General features: G+C 56.4%; 16 protein-coding genes. 9 read left to right on the top strand and 7 right to left on the bottom strand.

The window, feature by feature from the left end; all coding sequences use genetic code 11:
* Positions 1-392 precede the first annotated feature (392 nt).
* The gene (locus ACNAOV_RS04690; RefSeq protein ID WP_416516802.1) at positions 393-782 is read right to left on the bottom strand and encodes a hypothetical protein; all 390 of its coding nucleotides are present in this window, start codon (positions 780-782) and stop codon (positions 393-395) included.
* 216 nt (positions 783-998) lie between these two features.
* Entirely contained in the window at positions 999-1295 is a 297-nt protein-coding gene (locus tag ACNAOV_RS04685) for a hypothetical protein (RefSeq protein ID WP_416516801.1), read from the bottom strand.
* Positions 1296-2244: 949 nt separating this feature from the next.
* Here ACNAOV_RS04685 and ACNAOV_RS04680 point away from each other — a divergent pair.
* Positions 2245-3273 (top strand): alpha-L-fucosidase, encoded by a 1029-nt coding sequence (locus ACNAOV_RS04680; RefSeq protein WP_416516800.1) that lies wholly within the window; start codon positions 2245-2247, stop codon positions 3271-3273.
* Between the two features lie 244 nt (positions 3274-3517).
* Here the strand turns inward: ACNAOV_RS04680 and ACNAOV_RS04675 are convergent, their stop codons facing one another.
* The gene (locus ACNAOV_RS04675) at positions 3518-4342 is read right to left on the bottom strand and encodes an oxidoreductase (protein WP_416516799.1); all 825 of its coding nucleotides are present in this window, start codon (positions 4340-4342) and stop codon (positions 3518-3520) included.
* Between the two features lie 156 nt (positions 4343-4498).
* Positions 4499-4762, bottom strand: coding sequence for a hypothetical protein (locus ACNAOV_RS04670; RefSeq protein WP_416516798.1), 264 nt, complete (start codon positions 4760-4762; stop codon positions 4499-4501).
* A gap of 338 nt (positions 4763-5100) precedes the next feature.
* Between ACNAOV_RS04670 and ACNAOV_RS04665 the strand changes: the two genes are divergently transcribed.
* Positions 5101-6270, top strand: coding sequence for an aminotransferase class I/II-fold pyridoxal phosphate-dependent enzyme (locus tag ACNAOV_RS04665; protein ID WP_416516797.1), 1170 nt, complete (start codon positions 5101-5103; stop codon positions 6268-6270).
* 56 nt (positions 6271-6326) lie between these two features.
* Positions 6327-7319 carry a D-2-hydroxyacid dehydrogenase gene (locus ACNAOV_RS04660; protein ID WP_416516796.1) on the top strand — a complete coding sequence of 331 codons (993 nt, stop codon included), beginning with the start codon at positions 6327-6329 and terminating at the stop codon, positions 7317-7319.
* A 39-nt stretch (positions 7320-7358) separates the two neighbouring features.
* On the opposite strand, the gene ACNAOV_RS04655 is transcribed toward ACNAOV_RS04660, so the two are convergent.
* Complete coding sequence (locus tag ACNAOV_RS04655) at positions 7359-7949, bottom strand: xanthine phosphoribosyltransferase (RefSeq protein ID WP_416516795.1); 591 nt, start codon at positions 7947-7949, stop codon at positions 7359-7361.
* A 247-nt stretch (positions 7950-8196) separates the two neighbouring features.
* On the opposite strand from ACNAOV_RS04655, the gene ACNAOV_RS04650 reads away from it, so the two are divergent.
* Positions 8197-8490, top strand: coding sequence for a hypothetical protein (locus ACNAOV_RS04650; protein WP_029678544.1), 294 nt, complete (start codon positions 8197-8199; stop codon positions 8488-8490).
* 191 nt (positions 8491-8681) lie between these two features.
* Positions 8682-11216, top strand: coding sequence for a UvrD-helicase domain-containing protein (locus tag ACNAOV_RS04645; RefSeq protein WP_416516794.1), 2535 nt, complete (start codon positions 8682-8684; stop codon positions 11214-11216).
* Positions 11217-11243: 27 nt separating this feature from the next.
* On the opposite strand, the gene ACNAOV_RS04640 is transcribed toward ACNAOV_RS04645, so the two are convergent.
* Complete coding sequence (locus ACNAOV_RS04640) at positions 11244-11897, bottom strand: response regulator (protein WP_416516793.1); 654 nt, start codon at positions 11895-11897, stop codon at positions 11244-11246.
* Positions 11894-13156 carry a sensor histidine kinase gene (locus tag ACNAOV_RS04635; protein ID WP_416516792.1) on the bottom strand — a complete coding sequence of 421 codons (1263 nt, stop codon included), beginning with the start codon at positions 13154-13156 and terminating at the stop codon, positions 11894-11896. Before ACNAOV_RS04635 ends, ACNAOV_RS04640 begins: the two co-directional genes overlap by 4 nt.
* 177 nt (positions 13157-13333) lie before the next feature.
* Here ACNAOV_RS04635 and ACNAOV_RS04630 point away from each other — a divergent pair, with 177 nt between their 5' ends.
* The 4 genes from ACNAOV_RS04630 to ACNAOV_RS04615 all read left to right on the top strand — a co-directional run bounded on the left by ACNAOV_RS04630 (position 13334) and on the right by ACNAOV_RS04615 (position 17520).
* On the top strand, positions 13334-14290 hold the full coding sequence (locus ACNAOV_RS04630; protein WP_416516791.1) for an ATP-binding cassette domain-containing protein: 957 nt from the start codon (positions 13334-13336) through the stop codon (positions 14288-14290).
* A 41-nt stretch (positions 14291-14331) separates the two neighbouring features.
* Positions 14332-15504: an ABC transporter permease gene (locus ACNAOV_RS04625; protein WP_416516790.1), complete on the top strand. Its 1173-nt coding sequence runs from the start codon at positions 14332-14334 to the stop codon at positions 15502-15504.
* Positions 15491-16828, top strand: a complete 1338-nt coding sequence (locus ACNAOV_RS04620; protein ID WP_416516789.1) for an ABC transporter permease — start codon at positions 15491-15493, stop codon at positions 16826-16828. The genes ACNAOV_RS04625 and ACNAOV_RS04620 overlap by 14 nt, the downstream gene beginning before the upstream one ends.
* 119 nt (positions 16829-16947) lie before the next feature.
* Positions 16948-17520, top strand: coding sequence for an NAD(P)H-dependent oxidoreductase (locus tag ACNAOV_RS04615; RefSeq protein ID WP_416516788.1), 573 nt, complete (start codon positions 16948-16950; stop codon positions 17518-17520).
* Positions 17521-17584 lie beyond the last annotated feature (64 nt).

Below are 17584 nucleotides of genomic sequence, written 5' to 3'. Positions count from 1 at the left end.
AAATATTCAGGGTTTCCAGGGAACCAATCAGGAATACGAGGATCAGCTGGGTGTTCACGAACATTGCTGAGCCGGTATGCGCAGTTTTCCAAAAAATGGTTACAACGAGAAAGATTAGTGTAAATATCACCCCCTCAACGCCACTAAGGATGATATTGCCAATCCAGATATCTATAAGTGAAGGCCGAAATCGCTCCGCGTCGCTTCTTGGTTCCATTCGACACACTTTAATTACACGTAAAGTCGGCGACTGCCAACATTTTTAATGTCAGTCCTTGCCAGAATTGCAAATGCTCAGAGCATAAATCAGCTGAAGCACCGCCGTATTAGGCAGTCAAATCCCAATTATTCCCAATAGCACATTGGGGGCATCTTCTCTAGTTGGAACCTGTTCAATTATTGGCTTCAGCGCAGTTGTGTAGTGAGTTCAGAGGCGCTCGCTGTTCCAGTAACACCAACATCTGCGCCGCTGACGCACTTGTTGGTACTAGGGCCAGTAGCTTGTGTTTTCTTTGACTGCATATCAATATTGTTCCGTTGACATGAATGCCCAATGGCATAGCCATACAGTGCTGTGGCAAAACAAAAATCGACATGATTGCTGATGAGATCAATCCTGCAGGAAAGACACGAGATGATTCGAAGTCTTCTATAGCACAATTGGGGAATGCTTCATTGGCTCCGAGTAATGCGTTGGTAAGGTTGGCAAGTGCTCTAAGCCAAGTCGGACCGAGATCTTCAGCAATCCACGCAAGCGTTCTGGCAAGCACCATCAACATCATTAAGACCAGAGTACGGCCATACTGGTGTTACACCCGGTCAGAGGGTAGATGGCTCATCGCCACAAAGCAGCGGGGAAAGCGAGAAGCATTATCCCCATTGGGACAGAAGGTAGGCCAAAACAAATGAGTCTCAATCACAGTGAGCCGAACATGTCGCCTTAGATGACTTCGAGGAATACCCATATGCCCAGTTCGCTTGAATGGGGATGGTGGGGCTCACGGAATATTGCGATCGGTGTCCAGCAGATTCTTTATGCCTGTTCCATCTGTTTTGCCTTCGCTTCTGGAAGCTCTAGCTGTCATCTGGGCAAGGTACACGGCTGATTTCAGACTGAAACTCGGTTCCGCACGCCTAAGTTCACGGATAAACACAACCTGATCCTCGCAGGGATCTATTCCCCTAGATGTAGCGATGCTTTGAGCCCATTCCACTGCAGCAGCCATCGGGTCTTCGTAGTCAGCAAATATCATTGTGACTTCAACCCTCGGATTGTTGTCATTCGTCAAGCTCATGGCTTTTCCTCTCACAATTCCTGGTGCTCATTTTTGGACGCTGGAGTGCTGACCACTTCAAGAATCCAACCGAGAGAGTCGTCGTCACAGAACTCGCCGAAACCCAACGCTTCCATGAATCGCCTGTGACTCAATTGTTTAGCAATTGTATAACAACATTCCACTATTGGTATCACGTAGCGGCTGGCAGACTGTCACGGCCTTGGCAGCTGTCAACTCCCAAGCCTCCCGGCAGTGACAATTATTAGAGATACTTCTTGTTTTTGCTTAATGTCATATTGGTGCTCTTAATAGTTTGACTGGCATCAATTTTTGCTTACATGCCGTAAGTTCGCTTTGAAGTCTGGGTCCCAACAATTTATTGGTGATCGCCGGATGGCAGATTCCGTTAACTCAGACTGGCGTAAAGTCTTCGGCATGTACAATTCTTAATTATGTATATACTGCTAACAAAATCATCTGTCGAATTACCTCAGGACCAAGATGGTTCATGGAATCTAGTTGTTTGCAGTACATGAGTGAAACGATCATTGGCCATCGCGAATGGGAAAGCGACGACAGTTCCGAGGAAGGGACCTTCATGAAGTCAAAAGGGATACATTGAAGGGCGGTCCAACGATTTTGATGCCAGGCGTCTCATCTACATCATTTCTGGTGTCGATCGGCAATGCTGTCTTAGCGACCGCCACACTGATGAAGCGGTACTTCTCCAATATCTCCTGGAATTTCGCTTACCTGGCATTCCTCTTCGTGATCGTTCCGATCAGCCTTGTCTCCTTGTCTTGGTTTGGATACTTGCCAGGAAAAAGCCGGCTTCGTGATCATGTGTGCAGCAGTCTGCTAGGTGCGCCTGACCCTTGATATACCTTCGTTGTCAGGAAGCGCAAGCTGACCAATTGAGGTCCAGCTCAGACATTTCGTGTTAATCAGCAGAACAGAGGTAAATATAATGAGCGATACCGTGGAATGGTTCAAGCAGGCCAAGTACGGCATGATGATCCACTGGGGTCTCTATTCACTCCTGGCAGGGGAGTACCAGGGGAAGTCGTCAAGCAATTACGCAGAGTGGATCCAATCCAAGCTCCAGATCCCCAACAAGGAGTACGAACGCCTGGCCCAAGCTTTCAACCCAATTTATTTCGATGCCGATGCCATAGTCGACCTGGCAAAGCGCTGTGGCATGCAATATCTGGTCGTCACCGCAAAGCATCATGACGGGTTCGCCATGTACAGGTCGCTGGTGGATCCCTACAATGTCTATGATGCGACGCCATTCCACCGGGATGTAATTGGCGAGCTGTCCCTGGCATGCCGCAAGGCTGGTCTGCGATTTGGCCTTTACTATTCTCAGGATCTGGACTGGCATGAACCTGATGGCGGCGGATACCTCTCAAATGATATCGAGACGGCGGGCACCACTTGGGACAATAGCTGGGACTTCACGGGGGAGAAAAACTACGATCGGGCCTTCAAACACAAGATCATGCCGCAGATCGAAGAGATCATGAGCAACTACGGGGAAATATCGGTCGCCTGGTTCGACATGCCCATGACACTCAGCGACGAGCAGAGCCAGACCATCTACGAGACGGTCAAGCGCCTGCAGCCCGACTGTCTGATCAATTCCAGACTGGGCAATGGCCGATACGACTATGTCTCTTTGGGCGACAACGAGATTCCTGAGGATTCGGATGCCAGCACCAAGGCCTCCGCGGGGGAAGATGTCGATTACAATTCCGTCGAAGGATTCAAACCTTCCAAGCTTGGCCTATATGAAACTGCAGGAACGATCAACGATTCCTGGGGATTCTGCTACCATGACCAAAACTGGAAGAGCCCGCAGACCATTCATGATTACAAGGCCCATCTGAACAAGTACGGCATCAACTACCTGCTCAATGTCGGTCTTGACGGACTGGGACGCGTTCCGATGGCGGCCGAGCAGGCGCTCTTGGGAGCGCGAGCTCTGGAGGCTTGAGGAGTCGGAATTCTGCCAATTAGTGAGGGACCCTGTCGTAAGGATGCTGATCCTGCTTTACAGAATCCCTTGCTAACTGTCTACTTCATTTTGCATAGCTTGGTGACTTTCAAGAGCGAGCTTTTGTGTCCAGCAGCTGTGAATCCAATAGGCTGTGGACGGGTTCATCTGAATGAGCATGCCCTCGATGCCCGTATTTTTTTGAATTCGACCGTGGGGTATCGTTTGATACTTCGTTTATTCCCTACAAGTCCTTGGCATGGACCATCAGGTAATCCCAAGCACGGGTGGGGGGCAGGGCATGAAGGGCAACCAGAGGTTTGGCGCCGAAGCCCAGAAGGTAACGTGGGCGCGGATGGCGTACCGTCGAGGCATGAACGATGGCCTTGGCGATAGCTGATGGTTGGGTCAAATGCCTGCTGGAGTAGAGTTTGCGCAACCCGGCAGCAGCACGGGATCCTGACTTTTGATAGACGCTTTTGCGGGTTACTGTCTGGAGATGATCGGCTGCGATTGCGCCCCAGTTGGTGGCAATGGCTCCGGGCTCGATCAGGACCACGTCGATGCCGAAGGGACGTATTTCCATACGCAGGGCGTCGCTGAAGGCTTCAAGGGCGTACTTGGTGGCATGGTACCAGGCACCCATATAGGTGACCATCCGGCCTGCCATGGACGAGGTGTTGATGATTCGGCCGTGTCGGGCTCGGCGCATGGCGGGCAGCACCAGCTGAGTCAATCGGGCAAGGCCGAAGAGGTTGACCTCGAATTGTCGACGGACCTCTTCAATGGGGACTTGCTCGACCGGGCCATAGGAGCCGTAGCCGGCGTTATTGACCAGCAGGTCGACCCGCTTTTCCTTCTGCAGAATTCGTCCGACAGCCTTCTCAATAGATGCAGAATCGGTCAGGTCCATCTGCACGGCTGTCACCCCCTTGTTGGCCAGTGGCTTCAGTCGTTCAATGCGTCGTCCTGCCGCATACACCCGGTATCCATGTTCGGCGAGCATCCGAGCAGTTTCATACCCGATGCCGCTGGTGGCTCCAGTGACCAGCGCTACTCGATTGGTCATTTCCTTACCTCTTTTGACCAACATCCAAGAATCCTGTCTCTTACATGTCTTTGAAGCAAAGTATATGACAGCGATCTCAATGCATGGGCCTGACAATCAGACAATGCCAGCCTCGTGACCGAGTTTTGCAGTACGAGATTGCTTTGACATGACTTTTTACTCGAATCTGCTCTTGCCGACCATGGAGAAGAGAGCAAGCTCAAGATGCAACCAATCACTGTTTCGGAATGCGATGGGGGTGGGATGAGATGTGGTGAGAAGTGGTGAGATGAAAGATTGTGTGTGAAGGGAGATTAAAGATTCGCCTGCTGCGGTTGGCCAGCCTGGTGAATGAGTAATCCGAGGAAACCTTACAGGAATATCAAGATAGATCTCGGAAAACTCAAGATTAATATTGCCTGGCACCAGGTCGCTTGCCATGAGCACGTTTATTTTGGATGCTTGTCGCGTCCGTAAAATGGAGGCACATGGTCAAATAATGGTCGGGTATATAGGATTGCCGCAACTTCGCTGTACGATTACTATCAATGCTGATTGTAGATACCGCAGGAGGTTTCAGCATGCAGGGCACACGATTTACCTATTGGTGGCACGGATTCCATCTGTGACGCCGCGTGCCTTGTAGGAACGGTTGCATGGATCGGAACCCACCGGCCCTGCAGTCGTCGACAGCATTTCCCGTGCATTCGTCACCGCATAGTCGGTAGGGCAGCACCAGCGACAATGGTTGTAGTAACGGCATGGGAAAGGACAAGCCAATGACATTGGCGGATCATATGAATGCCCGAGTCAAAGCTCTGGCGCCGAGCGACATACTCGAGTTCAACAAGGAGATCGCCGGAATAGACGGCATCGTGAAGCTGACTCTGGGCGAGCCGGACTTCTTTACCCCCGAGCATGTCAAGCAGGCGGGCATCCAGGCCATCCAGGACAACCACAGCCATTACACCGAGAGTCGCGGCATGCCCAGTCTTCGTAAGGCGGCTGCCGATTATCTCCACTCTAAGTACGGACTGGACTACGACCCTGACAGCCAGATTGTGATCACGGCAGGGGCCACCGGGGGCATCTTCTCGGGCCTGACCGCCATGATCAACCCGGGGGATACGGTCATTCTGCCCACGCCTATCTTCCCCCTCTATATCCCCATTGCCCAGCTGAGCGGCGCCAAGACCGTCTTCGTCGACACATCCGATGACGGCTTCATACTTAAGCCGGACAAGCTGGAGGCCGCCGTTGAAAACAGTGATGGTCCGGTCAAGGCCCTGGTGCTCAACTATCCGACCAACCCCACCGGCGTGACCTATGCCCGAGAGGATTTGGAGGCCCTGGCCCAGGTGGCGCGCAAGCATGGCTTCTTCGTGCTCAGTGATGAGATCTACGCCGAGCTGACCTACCAGGGTACCCACGTATCCATGGGCACCATCCTGCCCGAGCAAACGGTCGTTCTTGGCGGTGTTTCCAAGTCCCATGCCATGACTGGATGGCGGGTCGGCATCGCCGCTGGTCCCGCTGACGTGATTGATCAGATCAGCAAGGTCAACGAGTTCACTGTTACCTCGGTGACCACCAACGCCCAGTATGCAGCCCAGGAAGCTCTGACCAAGGGCATGAATGACACGGACCCGATGCGCGAAGCCTACCGCAAGCGGCGGGACTATCTGGTCAAGGCCCTGCCGGAGGTCGGGCTGGACGTGATCGATCCCAAGGGGGCCTTCTATATCTTTGCCCGGCTGCCCGAAGGCATGCGCGACAGTTGGAGCTTCGTCTACGACCTGGCTCACAAGGCCAAGGTGGCTGTAATCCCTGGAGCAAGCTTCGGGCCCGGGGGAGAAGGCTACGTTCGCATCTCTTACGCGGCCTCCATGGAGAATCTGCGCACCGCCGTGGAGCGGATCGGCGACTATATGCGTCAGAATCGCGGCTGATTTCTCTGACGATTTAAATTACAACCATCAACGAAGACAGTTACCAAGGACAAAAAATGACCAGTATTCTCATGTATTCAGTACGGCCCGACGAGCAGGAGGCCATTCAGGCCTGGGCCCAGGCCAATGACATTCAGGTGGATACCACAGACCGTGATCTGGGGATGAAGACCGTGGATATGATCAAGGGATACGACGGCATCGTCATCCAGCAGCATGCGGCTTTGCCCGAGCCAGAGCTCTACCAGCGGCTCAAGGAGTATGGCCTCAAGCAGCTGACTCTGCGGATTACGGGCTACGACATCGTCAACCTGCAGGCCGCTCGTGAGAACGGACTGGTCGTCACCAACGTGCCTGCCTACTCGCCCAGGTCGGTCTCCGAACTGGTTCTGGCCCAGGTCATGCGTCTGGTTCGGCATCTGGGGGAGGCCAGCGCTCGCGAGGCCAAGGACGACTATACCTGGACCGGGCTTCAGGCCCATGAGATCCACAACCTGACGGTGGGGATCATCGGAGCCGGCAAGATCGGATCGGCCGTGGCCAGAATCTTCCGGGCCCTGGGCTCCACCGTCATCGCCAATGACCCGGTTCACCGCCCCGAGCTGGCAGACACCCTGGACTATGTGGATCTGCCAACCCTTCTGAAGCGGGCCGATATTGTCACTGTTCATACGCCACTGGACGAGACTACCCACCATCTGATCAACGCGCAGGCCCTGGATGCCATGAAGCCCTCGGCTTTTCTGATCAATGCCGCCCGTGGCCCAATTGTTGACACCACGGCCCTGATTGAGGCCCTGCAGACCAAGTCCATCGCCGGTGCTGCCATCGACACCATCGAAGGGGAGGCCGGCATCTTCGAAAAGGATCTAAGCGGGACCAAGGTCGACAACCAGGCCCTGGAGACCCTCAAGGCCATGCCCAATGTGGAGGTCTCGCCTCATATCGGCTTCTACACCGATGCCGCCGTGACCGCCATGGTCAATATCTCTCTGAACGATGTGAAGACCATTCTGGAGGGCGGCACCAGCGAGCACCAGGTGGACTGACCCGATTATTTCCACGACCCGGACCAGGCGCCGACCTGCTCAGGCAGGATTGTGAGCAAAGGTGATGGTGCCCTGGTCCGGGTCCATGCTTTCCACGATGGCCAGGGACTTGAGATTGTAGCCCTCTTTGCGCAGGGTGCGGCCGCCCTCCTGGAATCCCTTTTCCACGGCGATGCCGATGCCCTCAATGACGACCTTGGCATCATGGCAGATGTCGATCAGACCATGCAGGGCGTTGCCCTTGGCCAGGAAGTCGTCAAGGATCAGCACATGCTCACCCTCTTTGAGGAAGCGCTTTGCCACGATGACGGGGTACTCACGCTGCTTGGTGAAGGAATAAATGCGGGCCGTGTACTGGTCGCCGTCAAGGTTAATGGACTGGGTCTTCTTGGCGAAGACCACCGGCACGTCCCCGAAGTGGCGGGCGGCCAGGCAGGCGATGCCGATGCCGGATGCCTCGATGGTCAGAATCTTGTCGATCCGGTGACCGGCAAACAGGCGGGCCCATTCGGCCCCCATGTGGTCAAAGAGTCGCACGTCGCACTGATGGTTGAGGAAGGCGTCCACCTTGAGTACATTGCCAGGCTTGACCGTGCCCTGGCGGCGGATTCGCTCCTCAAGTTCCTGCATGTCATCGTCCTTGTCGTCATGAAAGCGGGACCCCTCTGGTCCCGACGGATAGACACCAAGATAACCCGGTTCTGGGACTGTGGTCCGGCTGCCCGGATCCGCTGGGTTTCACCTCCGGCGGATTGGAGTGTCTTCCTGGCGTGTCAGCCCGTCAATCCGCGGATTCAAGGCCCTGACTGTTACAGTGAAAATTGACCGCAATGGTCACGCATCGTCGCGGTGCGTTAAAGGACCTAAGGAGGACCATATGGGGATTCTTGATGATGCAAAGGATGCCATGAAGTCTGCCGGCGAGAAGATTTCCGACGTCGCTGGCGATGTAAAAGACACCGTTATGGACAAGGCATCCGATGCCAAGGACGCCGTTGCCGATAAGCTGGGCGACGCTAAGGACGCTGCCCAGGACAAGATGGGCGACGCCAAGGACGCCGCCTCTGACAAGATGGACCAGGCCAAGGCCGATGTCAAGGTCGGCAAGGCCAAGGCTGAGCAGGGCGCCACCGAGGCTGTCAACAACGCCAAGGACCAAATGCGCAACTGACTGGGTCATCTCGACTTCCCCGACTTGCCCCGTTCGCTTTACCTTTCTAAAGCGGACGGGGTCTTTTATGTCTGCTGGCTAACCCGTGAGCCAGGGTCGATGACACCGCTTTGTGGTAGAAATAGTTGTTTGCCGGGTGTGCGCCATCCGGCCTGTGACGGTGACCGAGACCAGATGGCAAGAGGTGGCTTGTGAACGAGGAACCGGACTTGATCCAGCGCAGCGCCAAGGAGCTGCTCAAGGGGCTCAACGATCGTCAGGCCGAGGCAGTGCAATACCAGGGGCCGGCCCTGCTGATCGGGGCAGGCGCAGGCTCAGGCAAGACCAGGGTGCTGACCCGCAGAATCGCCTGGATTCTCAGTCAGTTTGGAGCCTGGCCCAGCCAGATTCTGGCCATCACCTTCACCAACAAGGCGGCTTCCGAGATGCGCGAACGTCTGCGTCGGCTGATCGGGCCCGTGGCCGACCGCATGTGGGTGTCCACCTTCCATTCGGCCTGCGTGCGTATTCTGAGGCGGGACGGCAAGGAGATCGGCCTGCGATCAGGCTTCACCATCTATGACACGGCCGATTCCGAGCGCCTGATCAAACTGATCGGCAAGGATCTCAACATCGATTTGAAGCGCTACACCCCCAGAAACATTCTGAGCCACATATCCGATTACAAGAACAACCTGCAGGATTGGCGCACGCAGCTGCAGGAGTACGCCCCCGACTATCGTCCCGGGCAGCGCGGCCAGCAGATCACCGCCCGCTTCGGCAACGAGGAAGAGCTCTACTCCGTGGTCTACGCCGAGTACGAGCACCGGCTGGCTCAGGCCAACGCCGTCGACTTCGACGATCTGATCGTACGCACGGTCCAGTTGCTCCAACAGTCCCCAATGGTGGCGCAGTATTACCACCATCGCTTCCGCTACGTGCTGGTGGACGAGTACCAGGACACCAACCATGCCCAGTACGTGCTCATGCGTGAGCTGGCCGGTGCCGATGTCGACAAGCAGGATCCTGCCTGGATCACCGTGGTAGGGGATTCGGACCAGTCCATCTATGCCTTCCGTGGGGCCGACATCAGCAACATCAGGGACTTCGAGAAGGACTTCCCCGGAGCCCGGACCATCCTCCTGGAGCAGAACTACCGTTCCACCCAGACCATTCTGGATGCGGCCAACGCAATCATCGTCAAGAACGAGGGGCGCAAGCCCAAGAAACTCTGGACCGCCTTGGGCAAGGGGGAGCCCATCGTGGGCTATGCAGCCGACAATGCCCAGCAGGAGGCCGCCTGGATTGCCACCGAGATTGCCAGGCTGCGAAGCGAGGAGGGCATTCCCTACTCCGACATGGCCATCATGTACCGGGCCAACGCCCAGTCCCGCGCCCTGGAGGAGGGGCTGATCAACGCCGGTCTGCCTTATCAGCTGGTTGGCGGTACCCGGTTCTACGAGCGCAAGGAGATCAAGGACGCCCTGGCCTACCTTCATGCCATTGCCAACCCTCAGGATGACGTGAATATGCGGCGGATACTCAACGTGCCCAAGCGGGGCCTGGCCGCACGTGCCGAGGCTGCGGCGACCTCCTATGCGGATCTGCATCAGGTCTCCTTCTGGGAGGGGGTGAAGCATATCGAGGAGGTGCCCGGAGCTTCCACGCTGATGATCAAGCGGATGAAGGCTTTCAGGGATCTGATCACCTCCCTGACCGACTTCGCCGCAGAGCACGATACCAAGCCGTCCCAGATTGTTGAGAAAGTGCTGGAGGAGTCCGGAATGCTGGACGAGCTTCGCAAGTCGGTCGACCCGCAGGATGCCTCCCGGTTGGAGAACCTTGGCCAGCTGCAGTCCGTGGCCGCCGAGTTCGAGCAGAAGACCCCTGACGCTACGCTGGCTGGTTTCCTGGAGACCACGGCACTGGTGGCCGACTCGGACCAGCTGCCGGGTCTGGGCGACGACTCGGGCAAGGTGACGCTGATGACCCTGCACACGGCCAAGGGCCTGGAGTATCCAGTGGTCTTCCTGACCGGCATGGAGCAAGGAACCTTCCCGCACTCCCGCTGCCTTGAGGATGCCGATGAGATGCAGGAGGAGCGTCGACTGGCCTATGTGGGCGTAACCCGTGCCAAGAGGCGTCTCTACCTGACCAGGGCGGCCGTCCGCTCTCAATGGGGGCAGGTCAATGAGATGCTGCCCAGCCAATTCCTGGATGACATCCCTGACAATCTGATTGACTGGAAGCGTCGGCAGGCCGGCAACGAGCGGATGCGCGCAGGCTGGGACCTGGGTGACGACGAGGACGAATTCGGCGGCTTCGAGAATGAAAGCGATGGCCGCGCATTCGGTCATCGTTCATTCGGCGGTTTTGGCTCCGGTTCCGGCTTTGGCTCTTCCCGCAATGGGTACGGGCGCTCGCGGGCCTCCTCGCAGCGGTCATTCGGTTCTTCCGGGTACGGCTCTCGTAACTCCTCTTCCAGAAGCGGAAGAGTTACAACTAGAAGGAGCACAGCAGGCTCACCGTCATCCGCACACGCTGGCAGGGCCTCGGCCCAGCCCAAGTCGAATGGCCTGTCCATTCAGGATTTCTCCTTGGGCGACAGGGTGGCCCACGACCAGTATGGCCTGGGCAAGGTTGTCGACATTCAGGATAAGGGGCACAACTCGGTTCTGACAGTGGACTTCGGCTCCGAGGGGACCAAGAGGCTGATGTTGCGCTTGGCTCCGATCGAAAAGCTCTGAACACTTGAGACCTCAGAAGCTGTATGCTCACGACTCTTGCGAGGACAGCCATTCCACGGCGAGCTGGGTCCGGTTGGCCAGGTTGGTCTTGGCCAGGATGGATGAGATGTGATTGCGGACGGTGCCCTCACTGAGATAGAGCCGCTTGGCAATGGCCTGGTTGTCGAGGCCGTCGGCCACCAGAGCGACGATTTCATGCTCACGGTCGGTCAGTGTTTGGAAGCGCCGAGTAGCAGGTTCTGCTGGGTCTTTTCGTGTCTGCTCCTCCTGCCTGCCAAGTGAGAGATTAGCCACTGCTTCAGCGCCAAGAACCGTCTGTCCCGCCATGACGGCTTGGAGGGCCGGCACCACCGAAGCCACGTCCTGCTTGATCACATAGCCCTTGGCACCCAAGGCCAGAGCACGGGAAATATACTCCTTGTCTGCAAAGGTGGTCAGAAAGAGCACACGGGCAGCCGAATCCATGGCGATGATGTGCTCCGCCGCCTCCAGACCGTCCATGCCAGGCATCTGCACGTCAAGCAGCAGCACGTCAGGCCTCCCACCGGCGGCCTGGTAACAATCCAGGGTTGACTGACCGTCATTGGCAGTCCAGAGCACGTCTGCAGTACCGGTTGCCGTCAAAATCGTTGATAGGGACGAGCAAACGATCGGATCGTCATCAGCGATAGCGACTTTCATGCCATTACCCTCTTATTCTCTACGTGCTCAGTTGTGCTTTGGTTGGTCCAGGGTTCCTTGGGCAAGGATACGAAAACCTTCCATCCTTGTCGGTTGGGTCCGCTGTTGGCCGTGCCTCCCAAGGCTCTGGCCCTGGCTTCCATATCGGCCAGCCCCATGCCACGCTGGAGCTCTGGCTTTTTTAGGTGCGAGCTGTCAGGCTGCGATTGCTGAATCCCGCCGTCATCCTGCACCACCATCTGCCAGAAGGCCGGGAGGTCGCGCAGAATGACCTGTGCCGACCTGGCTGAAGAATGCCGGACCGTATTGGTAAGGGCCTCGCGAACAATGGTGGCCAGGCAACGACACACTGGTGCAGGGGCTGTCTTAATACCGTTGTTCAAATCAATCTTTAGCCGTCCCATAGAAGCCTCGGAGCTGGCATCCTCCATCTGGGATGCGAAGTCAGTGCCCTCATCCTCCAAGTCATGCACCGAACGACGAATCGTAGTCATGGCCTGGTCCAAGGTCTTGCCGACACTGTCAAAGACCTGCTCGGTACCATGATCGCCCTTGCTCTGAGCAACCACCCGGCCAGCCTGTGTCTGCATGATGGCTCGGGTGAGCAGGTGGCCCACATTGTCATGAATATCTCGGGCGATCCGGGTCCGCTCCGATAAATGCGCCATCCGGGTCGCCTGGGCTCTCTCCTCGTCCAGATCGCTGATGCGGCCATGCAGCTGGCGAATCCTATAGCGCTCGGTGTCTTCAATCTGCCATACGCGACCTTTAGCCACGGCTAAGTGCGCGCACGACAGTCCGCCGCCTTGCGCCAGTGCCGAGGTCAATAAAGCCAGCAGGGCATAGCGTTGGGGGAGGCCTCTGAAGAGTATGAGGTCGGCCATGGCAGGTATCAACCAAAAGAATGCCGGCATCAAGGCCAAGAGCAGCCTGGGCCAGGCCAGTCCGGAATTCTTGGCTTGGGGATCTTTCATGCCGAATGACCTGGTGACCGGAACCATGGTTCCGAATCCGACGCCCGCCTCAAAGGCCAAGGCTGGCAGGAAGAAGAGCCAGTCTGGTATGAACGTTGCCAAAAGCGATACCAGAGCGCCGCCCCACATGGAACCTGGCGCAGGCAGCAGCCATTCACACAGGGCTCCCGCGGCTACTGAGGCCAAGAGGCCGGCGATCAGGGTTCCTGATACCCCTGAACCGTACCATGATCCGCATAAGGTCCCCAGACCAAGCAGGAGCAGCCAGCCAGCTATCCTGCCCATGAATGTCTCCTCGCCCTGTTTGCTCTATTGTCTCAAATAGTAATTGGCGGGCTACCCGTTCCTGAGCCTTAGCGCAGGCGACCACCCATGACAAATGTCATAGATTAGTTTGAGCTTCCATAACTTTGATGACGGCTGTCATGGTGTTGGGCCAGCCGTAGCTGGGATGATGGAATCATGAACAGTTCACGTGAGCAAGAGCCAGCCTTGCAGGTCAGCGCGTTGGTGAAGCGCTATGGCGAGATGGTGGCCTTGGACCACTTCGACATGGAAGTCAGCCGAGGTGAGGTATTTGGACTGCTTGGCCCCAATGGTTCAGGCAAGTCAACCGCCATCAACTGCATACTGGCCCTGCTCAGCTTTGAATCGGGGACGGTTCGGATATTCGGGCAGGAGATGACCCCGACCTCCTACGACCTTAAAAGTCATATAGGCGTGGTTCCACAGAATGTGGCCGTCTTCAACGAACTGAGCGTGCAGGAGAACATCGACTATTTCTGCTCCCTCTATGTGCCCAAGAAGGCCGACCGCAGGGATCTGGTTGAGCAGGCCATTGACTTCGTGGGACTGGGCGACTTCCGCAAGTTCCGTCCCGGCAAATTGTCGGGCGGTCTGCTGCGCAGGCTCAACATCGCCTGTGGCATCGCCCATCAGCCCGACCTCATCTTCTTCGACGAGCCCACCGTTGCCGTTGACCCCCAGAGCCGCAACGCCATCCTGGAAGGCATCGAACGGCTGAATGCCCAAGGGGCCACGGTGGTTTACACCAGCCATTACATGGAAGAGGTGGAGGAGATCTGTACGCGCATCATGATCATGGACCATGGTCGTCAGATCGCCCTAGGCACTGCCGAGGAGCTCAAAGGCATGGTGCAGGCCGGCGAGCAGGTCACCGTCGAGACCTTGGATCTGCAGGACTCCACCCTGGCCCGGATTCGTGCCCTGCCCCTGACCCAATCCGTCGACTATGACGGCAAGGAACTGGTCATCCACTGTCGCCAGGGCGAGCACAACCTCCAGGACGTGCTGACGGTCCTGGAATCCACCAAGACCAGCTACGGCCACCTGACCAGCCGCCCGCCATCCCTGAACGACGTGTTCCTGGAACTGACCGGCAAGGAACTGCGCGACTGAGCGCGGTCCCAAGGCTCAATTGCCGTAAGGAGCACCTATCTATGTGGAACTCATTCCTGATCAACGTCAAGACCTCGATACGCAACACCTCCTCCCTCTTCTGGGTCCTGGCCTTTCCAGTCATTCTGGCCGCTCTGATGCTGGGAATCATGGGCAACCTGCAAGACAGTTACACTGCAGAGGCGCAACATTTCGCTGTAGTTTCGGATGCCAACTGGAAAGCCAGCCCAGGCGCTGACGAGTTGGTTTCATCACTATCGAAGAAACCCAAGGCCGGGTCCGATGACACTCAGCTGCTCATCCCGACGACGGTGGCTACCAAGGCCGAAGCAGATACGCGTCTAGATAGCCGGAAGGATATTGGCTACCTGTACGCGAATTCTGACGGACTGGTCAACATGGTCCTGTCCGACCGAGAAGCCGCCAGCATCCAATCCGATGCAACCGCCTCCGAAGGCATAGCGGTCTCCATTCTGTCCGCCTCTCTGGGCAGCTTCAACCAGGCCAACTCCGCAAGGGCAGCCATTGCCCCACCAAGCAACCAAATTCTGTACACAAAGCAGATCCGCCTGACGCACATCCACCCTTCAATGACTGCACCCTACTTCTTCGCTGTGCTCGCTATGGCCTGCCTTATCGGTGCCAGCACCGCCGCCGAGATGATAGCCAAGACTCAGCCCAACCTTTCAGCCCTAGGAGCCCGACGGGCCAGCTCGCCCAGCCCGAAGTGGAGGCAGGCAGCGGGCGCCTTCCTGGCCTCCTGGCTCGTCTCCGCAGTCAGCCTCCTGGTCGCCTACATCTTCGTCCGCACAGTTTGCGGCGTGCAAACCGGTGGTCGTGACCCGATAGCCCTCATAGCCATCGCCGTGGGCACCTTTATGGCCACCGCTTTCGGCTCTATGATGGGCGCGATTCCCAAACTCCCCACCGAAACGAAGGTTGGCCTGGTCATAGGCATCGACTGCACCCTGAGTGCCTTTATCGGCCTCTATGGCAGCATGACCATGGACCTCAACAACGCCATCCAGGAGCATGCTCCTATCCTTCACCTGCTCAACCCAGTCAAGCAGGTCTCCAACCTCTTCTACGACATTGTCTACTACGACAGCCTGGCACCCTTCGCCCGCACCTGCGGCATCCTGGCCATTATGGCCGCCCTCTTCCTGACCACCTGTGGTCTGCTCCTAAGGAAACAACGGTATGAATACTTGTAAAACAGCACTGCGCGTCATCTGGGCGCATAAGTTCTACCTCCTCCTGTACCTGGTGGGCATGAGCCTGATCATGATTGTCGTCGGTTCCGCGAATATGCAGGCCGCGGTGCGTGCCAATGCCTCAAGCTCGGTTGGTCGCTTTGAACCCGCACGTGCGAAGGTGGTCGTCATCAACAGGGATTGCGGTAACCAGGTTGGTTGCGAGCTGGGCCAGGGTCTGAAGAAGTATTTGGGCAAGTCGGCCCATCTGGAGACAGTAGAAGATAAACCTCAAGCTCTGCAGGATGCCAACGTATCCGGCAAAAGTGATTTAACTGTCATCATTCCTAAGGGATATGGTCAACGGTTCCTTGAGGCGCTTGAAGACACTGCTGCCCAAGCTCACAGTGGCGGTAAGACGTCTGATTTTCCTAAAGTTGAAACGGCCGCCTCCTATAATTCCAGCCGCGGCAGTCTGGCACAATTGCAGGTGGATAGTTATTTTGATGCTCTTCGTACTGCTTGGCTTACGGGTCTAGGCCAAAACGGTTCGATGGAGCTGCATTCATCTGCTGCGGTCAAGGATGCGGCTGCCTATGCAGTGGCCCACTATGCCGGCAACCAGCCACATGTGGGCATCCATGCCAGCCCGAAGACTGATGGCCATGGAGCCCTGTTGAAAGGCTTCGCTACGACAGTCGGCCTGGCTGCTTTTCCCCTGATGACGGCATTGACGGTCTGCGTTGCCACGCTCTTCGGAGCTTTCAGTTCTCCTGACCGACATCGACGCCTGCTTGCCTCTCCAATGCGATCAACCAGCCTGAATGGACAGGAACTCACGGCAGCCATCATTGTGGCAGGCTTCTCCTGGGCATACTACGTGGCACTTGTTGCCTTCGGTATGGCGGCATCGGGGGTGTCCCTGGTTTCACTTGGCTGGGAGAGGGTGCTGCTGAGCTTTTTCGTCATGCTGATATTCGCTGTATCGGCGGCATCCTTTGGATTCATGCTTTCTCAGTTCAATCCTTCTTCTTCGCTCATAAACTCCGTCGGGGTCACCTTCGGCCTGGTGGTTATGTTCACCTCCGGATCGAGTTCCGGCGGCCCCCTGCCTCCGGTCATGCAGACCATCGGCAAATTGACGCCGGGCTGGTGGTACAACACTGCAGTCCAATCAATAATGGATTCAAGCACAACAGGTTCGGCCTCCTGGGGCCTTCCACTGACTGTGGTTGCCTTGTTCGCTCTGGCTTATGCCTGTGTCGGTCTCATGGTCTCCCGCCTGACACGCACCCGGGCCACTCTGGTCGCTCCTGTCAGCTCCGACCCCAGTATGATCGGGTAGCTTTCCTGCATTCATATCATCTTTCTGTCAGCGGTTTTGCTTACGGTAATCTATCGAATATAAAACTATTTTGGACAATAGATAAAACCAAATGCGGCATAACTGAAGAAGTAAATGATATGAACATACTTGTTATTCAAGGATCACCCTATGGCGGTAGTTTTAGCCATGCCAACGCCCAGGCTTATGCACAAGCCGCCCGGCGCAAGGGTCACAAGGTCGAAATGATCGACCTCAGCCAGGAAGACTTTGACCCGGTGCTTCGCTACGGCTACGCCAAGCACATGGAGGACGAATCAGCCCCCAAGCGTTATCAAGGTATGGTCGCCCGAGCCGATCATCTGGTCTTTGTTTTCCCCATTTGGTGGGCGGGTGAGCCGGCCATCCTCAAGGGTTGGGTGGATAGGGTACTCACGCCACAATTTGCCTATCGGTATGAGAGCAGCCTCAAATCGGAGGGGCTGCTCAAGGGCAAGACCGCACAAATCATCAGCAGCAGCCATGGCCCGGCCTTCGTCTCCAAGATGTATGGTTCCACTGTGACCCGATGGAAGTACTCCATCCTAAAATTCTGCGGTATCAAATTCACTGGAGCCAGCATTCTGGGCCGCATCGACTCGAAGGTTGATACGCCTGAACGCCGCCAAGCCTTCACTCAGAAGATATGCAAGACAGTGCCTCCAGCAAAGTGAGGTATGCCAGCCCTCTTGAGATCCTTCCGTATATCTGCTGCTAAGCGATGGGGCCCTGATCGCC

The sequence above is a fragment of the Bifidobacterium asteroides genome (assembly GCF_048001765.1).
In the GTDB taxonomy this organism is placed as follows: Bacteria; Actinomycetota; Actinomycetes; order Actinomycetales; family Bifidobacteriaceae; genus Bombiscardovia; species Bombiscardovia asteroides_K.
Note: the sequence above shows the minus strand (reverse complement) of the source record. Positions and strands in the feature narration are given on the sequence as shown.

Coding starts and splice junctions, on each gene's coding strand:
- ACNAOV_RS04685 (WP_416516801.1), bottom strand. CDS start 1,295: ATGAGCTTGACGAATGACAACAATCCGAGGGTTGAAGTCACAATGATA.
- ACNAOV_RS04675 (WP_416516799.1), bottom strand. CDS start 4,342: ATGACCAATCGAGTAGCGCTGGTCACTGGAGCCACCAGCGGCATCGGG.
- ACNAOV_RS04625 (WP_416516790.1), top strand. CDS start 14,332: ATGTGGAACTCATTCCTGATCAACGTCAAGACCTCGATACGCAACACC.
- ACNAOV_RS04660 (WP_416516796.1), top strand. CDS start 6,327: ATGACCAGTATTCTCATGTATTCAGTACGGCCCGACGAGCAGGAGGCC.
- ACNAOV_RS04630 (WP_416516791.1), top strand. CDS start 13,334: ATGAACAGTTCACGTGAGCAAGAGCCAGCCTTGCAGGTCAGCGCGTTG.
- ACNAOV_RS04670 (WP_416516798.1), bottom strand. CDS start 4,762: ATGGCAAGCGACCTGGTGCCAGGCAATATTAATCTTGAGTTTTCCGAG.
- ACNAOV_RS04620 (WP_416516789.1), top strand. CDS start 15,491: ATGAATACTTGTAAAACAGCACTGCGCGTCATCTGGGCGCATAAGTTC.
- ACNAOV_RS04655 (WP_416516795.1), bottom strand. CDS start 7,949: ATGCAGGAACTTGAGGAGCGAATCCGCCGCCAGGGCACGGTCAAGCCT.
- ACNAOV_RS04665 (WP_416516797.1), top strand. CDS start 5,101: ATGACATTGGCGGATCATATGAATGCCCGAGTCAAAGCTCTGGCGCCG.
- ACNAOV_RS04615 (WP_416516788.1), top strand. CDS start 16,948: ATGAACATACTTGTTATTCAAGGATCACCCTATGGCGGTAGTTTTAGC.
- ACNAOV_RS04690 (WP_416516802.1), bottom strand. CDS start 782: ATGATGTTGATGGTGCTTGCCAGAACGCTTGCGTGGATTGCTGAAGAT.
- ACNAOV_RS04640 (WP_416516793.1), bottom strand. CDS start 11,897: ATGAAAGTCGCTATCGCTGATGACGATCCGATCGTTTGCTCGTCCCTA.
- ACNAOV_RS04650 (WP_029678544.1), top strand. CDS start 8,197: ATGGGGATTCTTGATGATGCAAAGGATGCCATGAAGTCTGCCGGCGAG.
- ACNAOV_RS04680 (WP_416516800.1), top strand. CDS start 2,245: ATGAGCGATACCGTGGAATGGTTCAAGCAGGCCAAGTACGGCATGATG.
- ACNAOV_RS04635 (WP_416516792.1), bottom strand. CDS start 13,156: ATGGGCAGGATAGCTGGCTGGCTGCTCCTGCTTGGTCTGGGGACCTTA.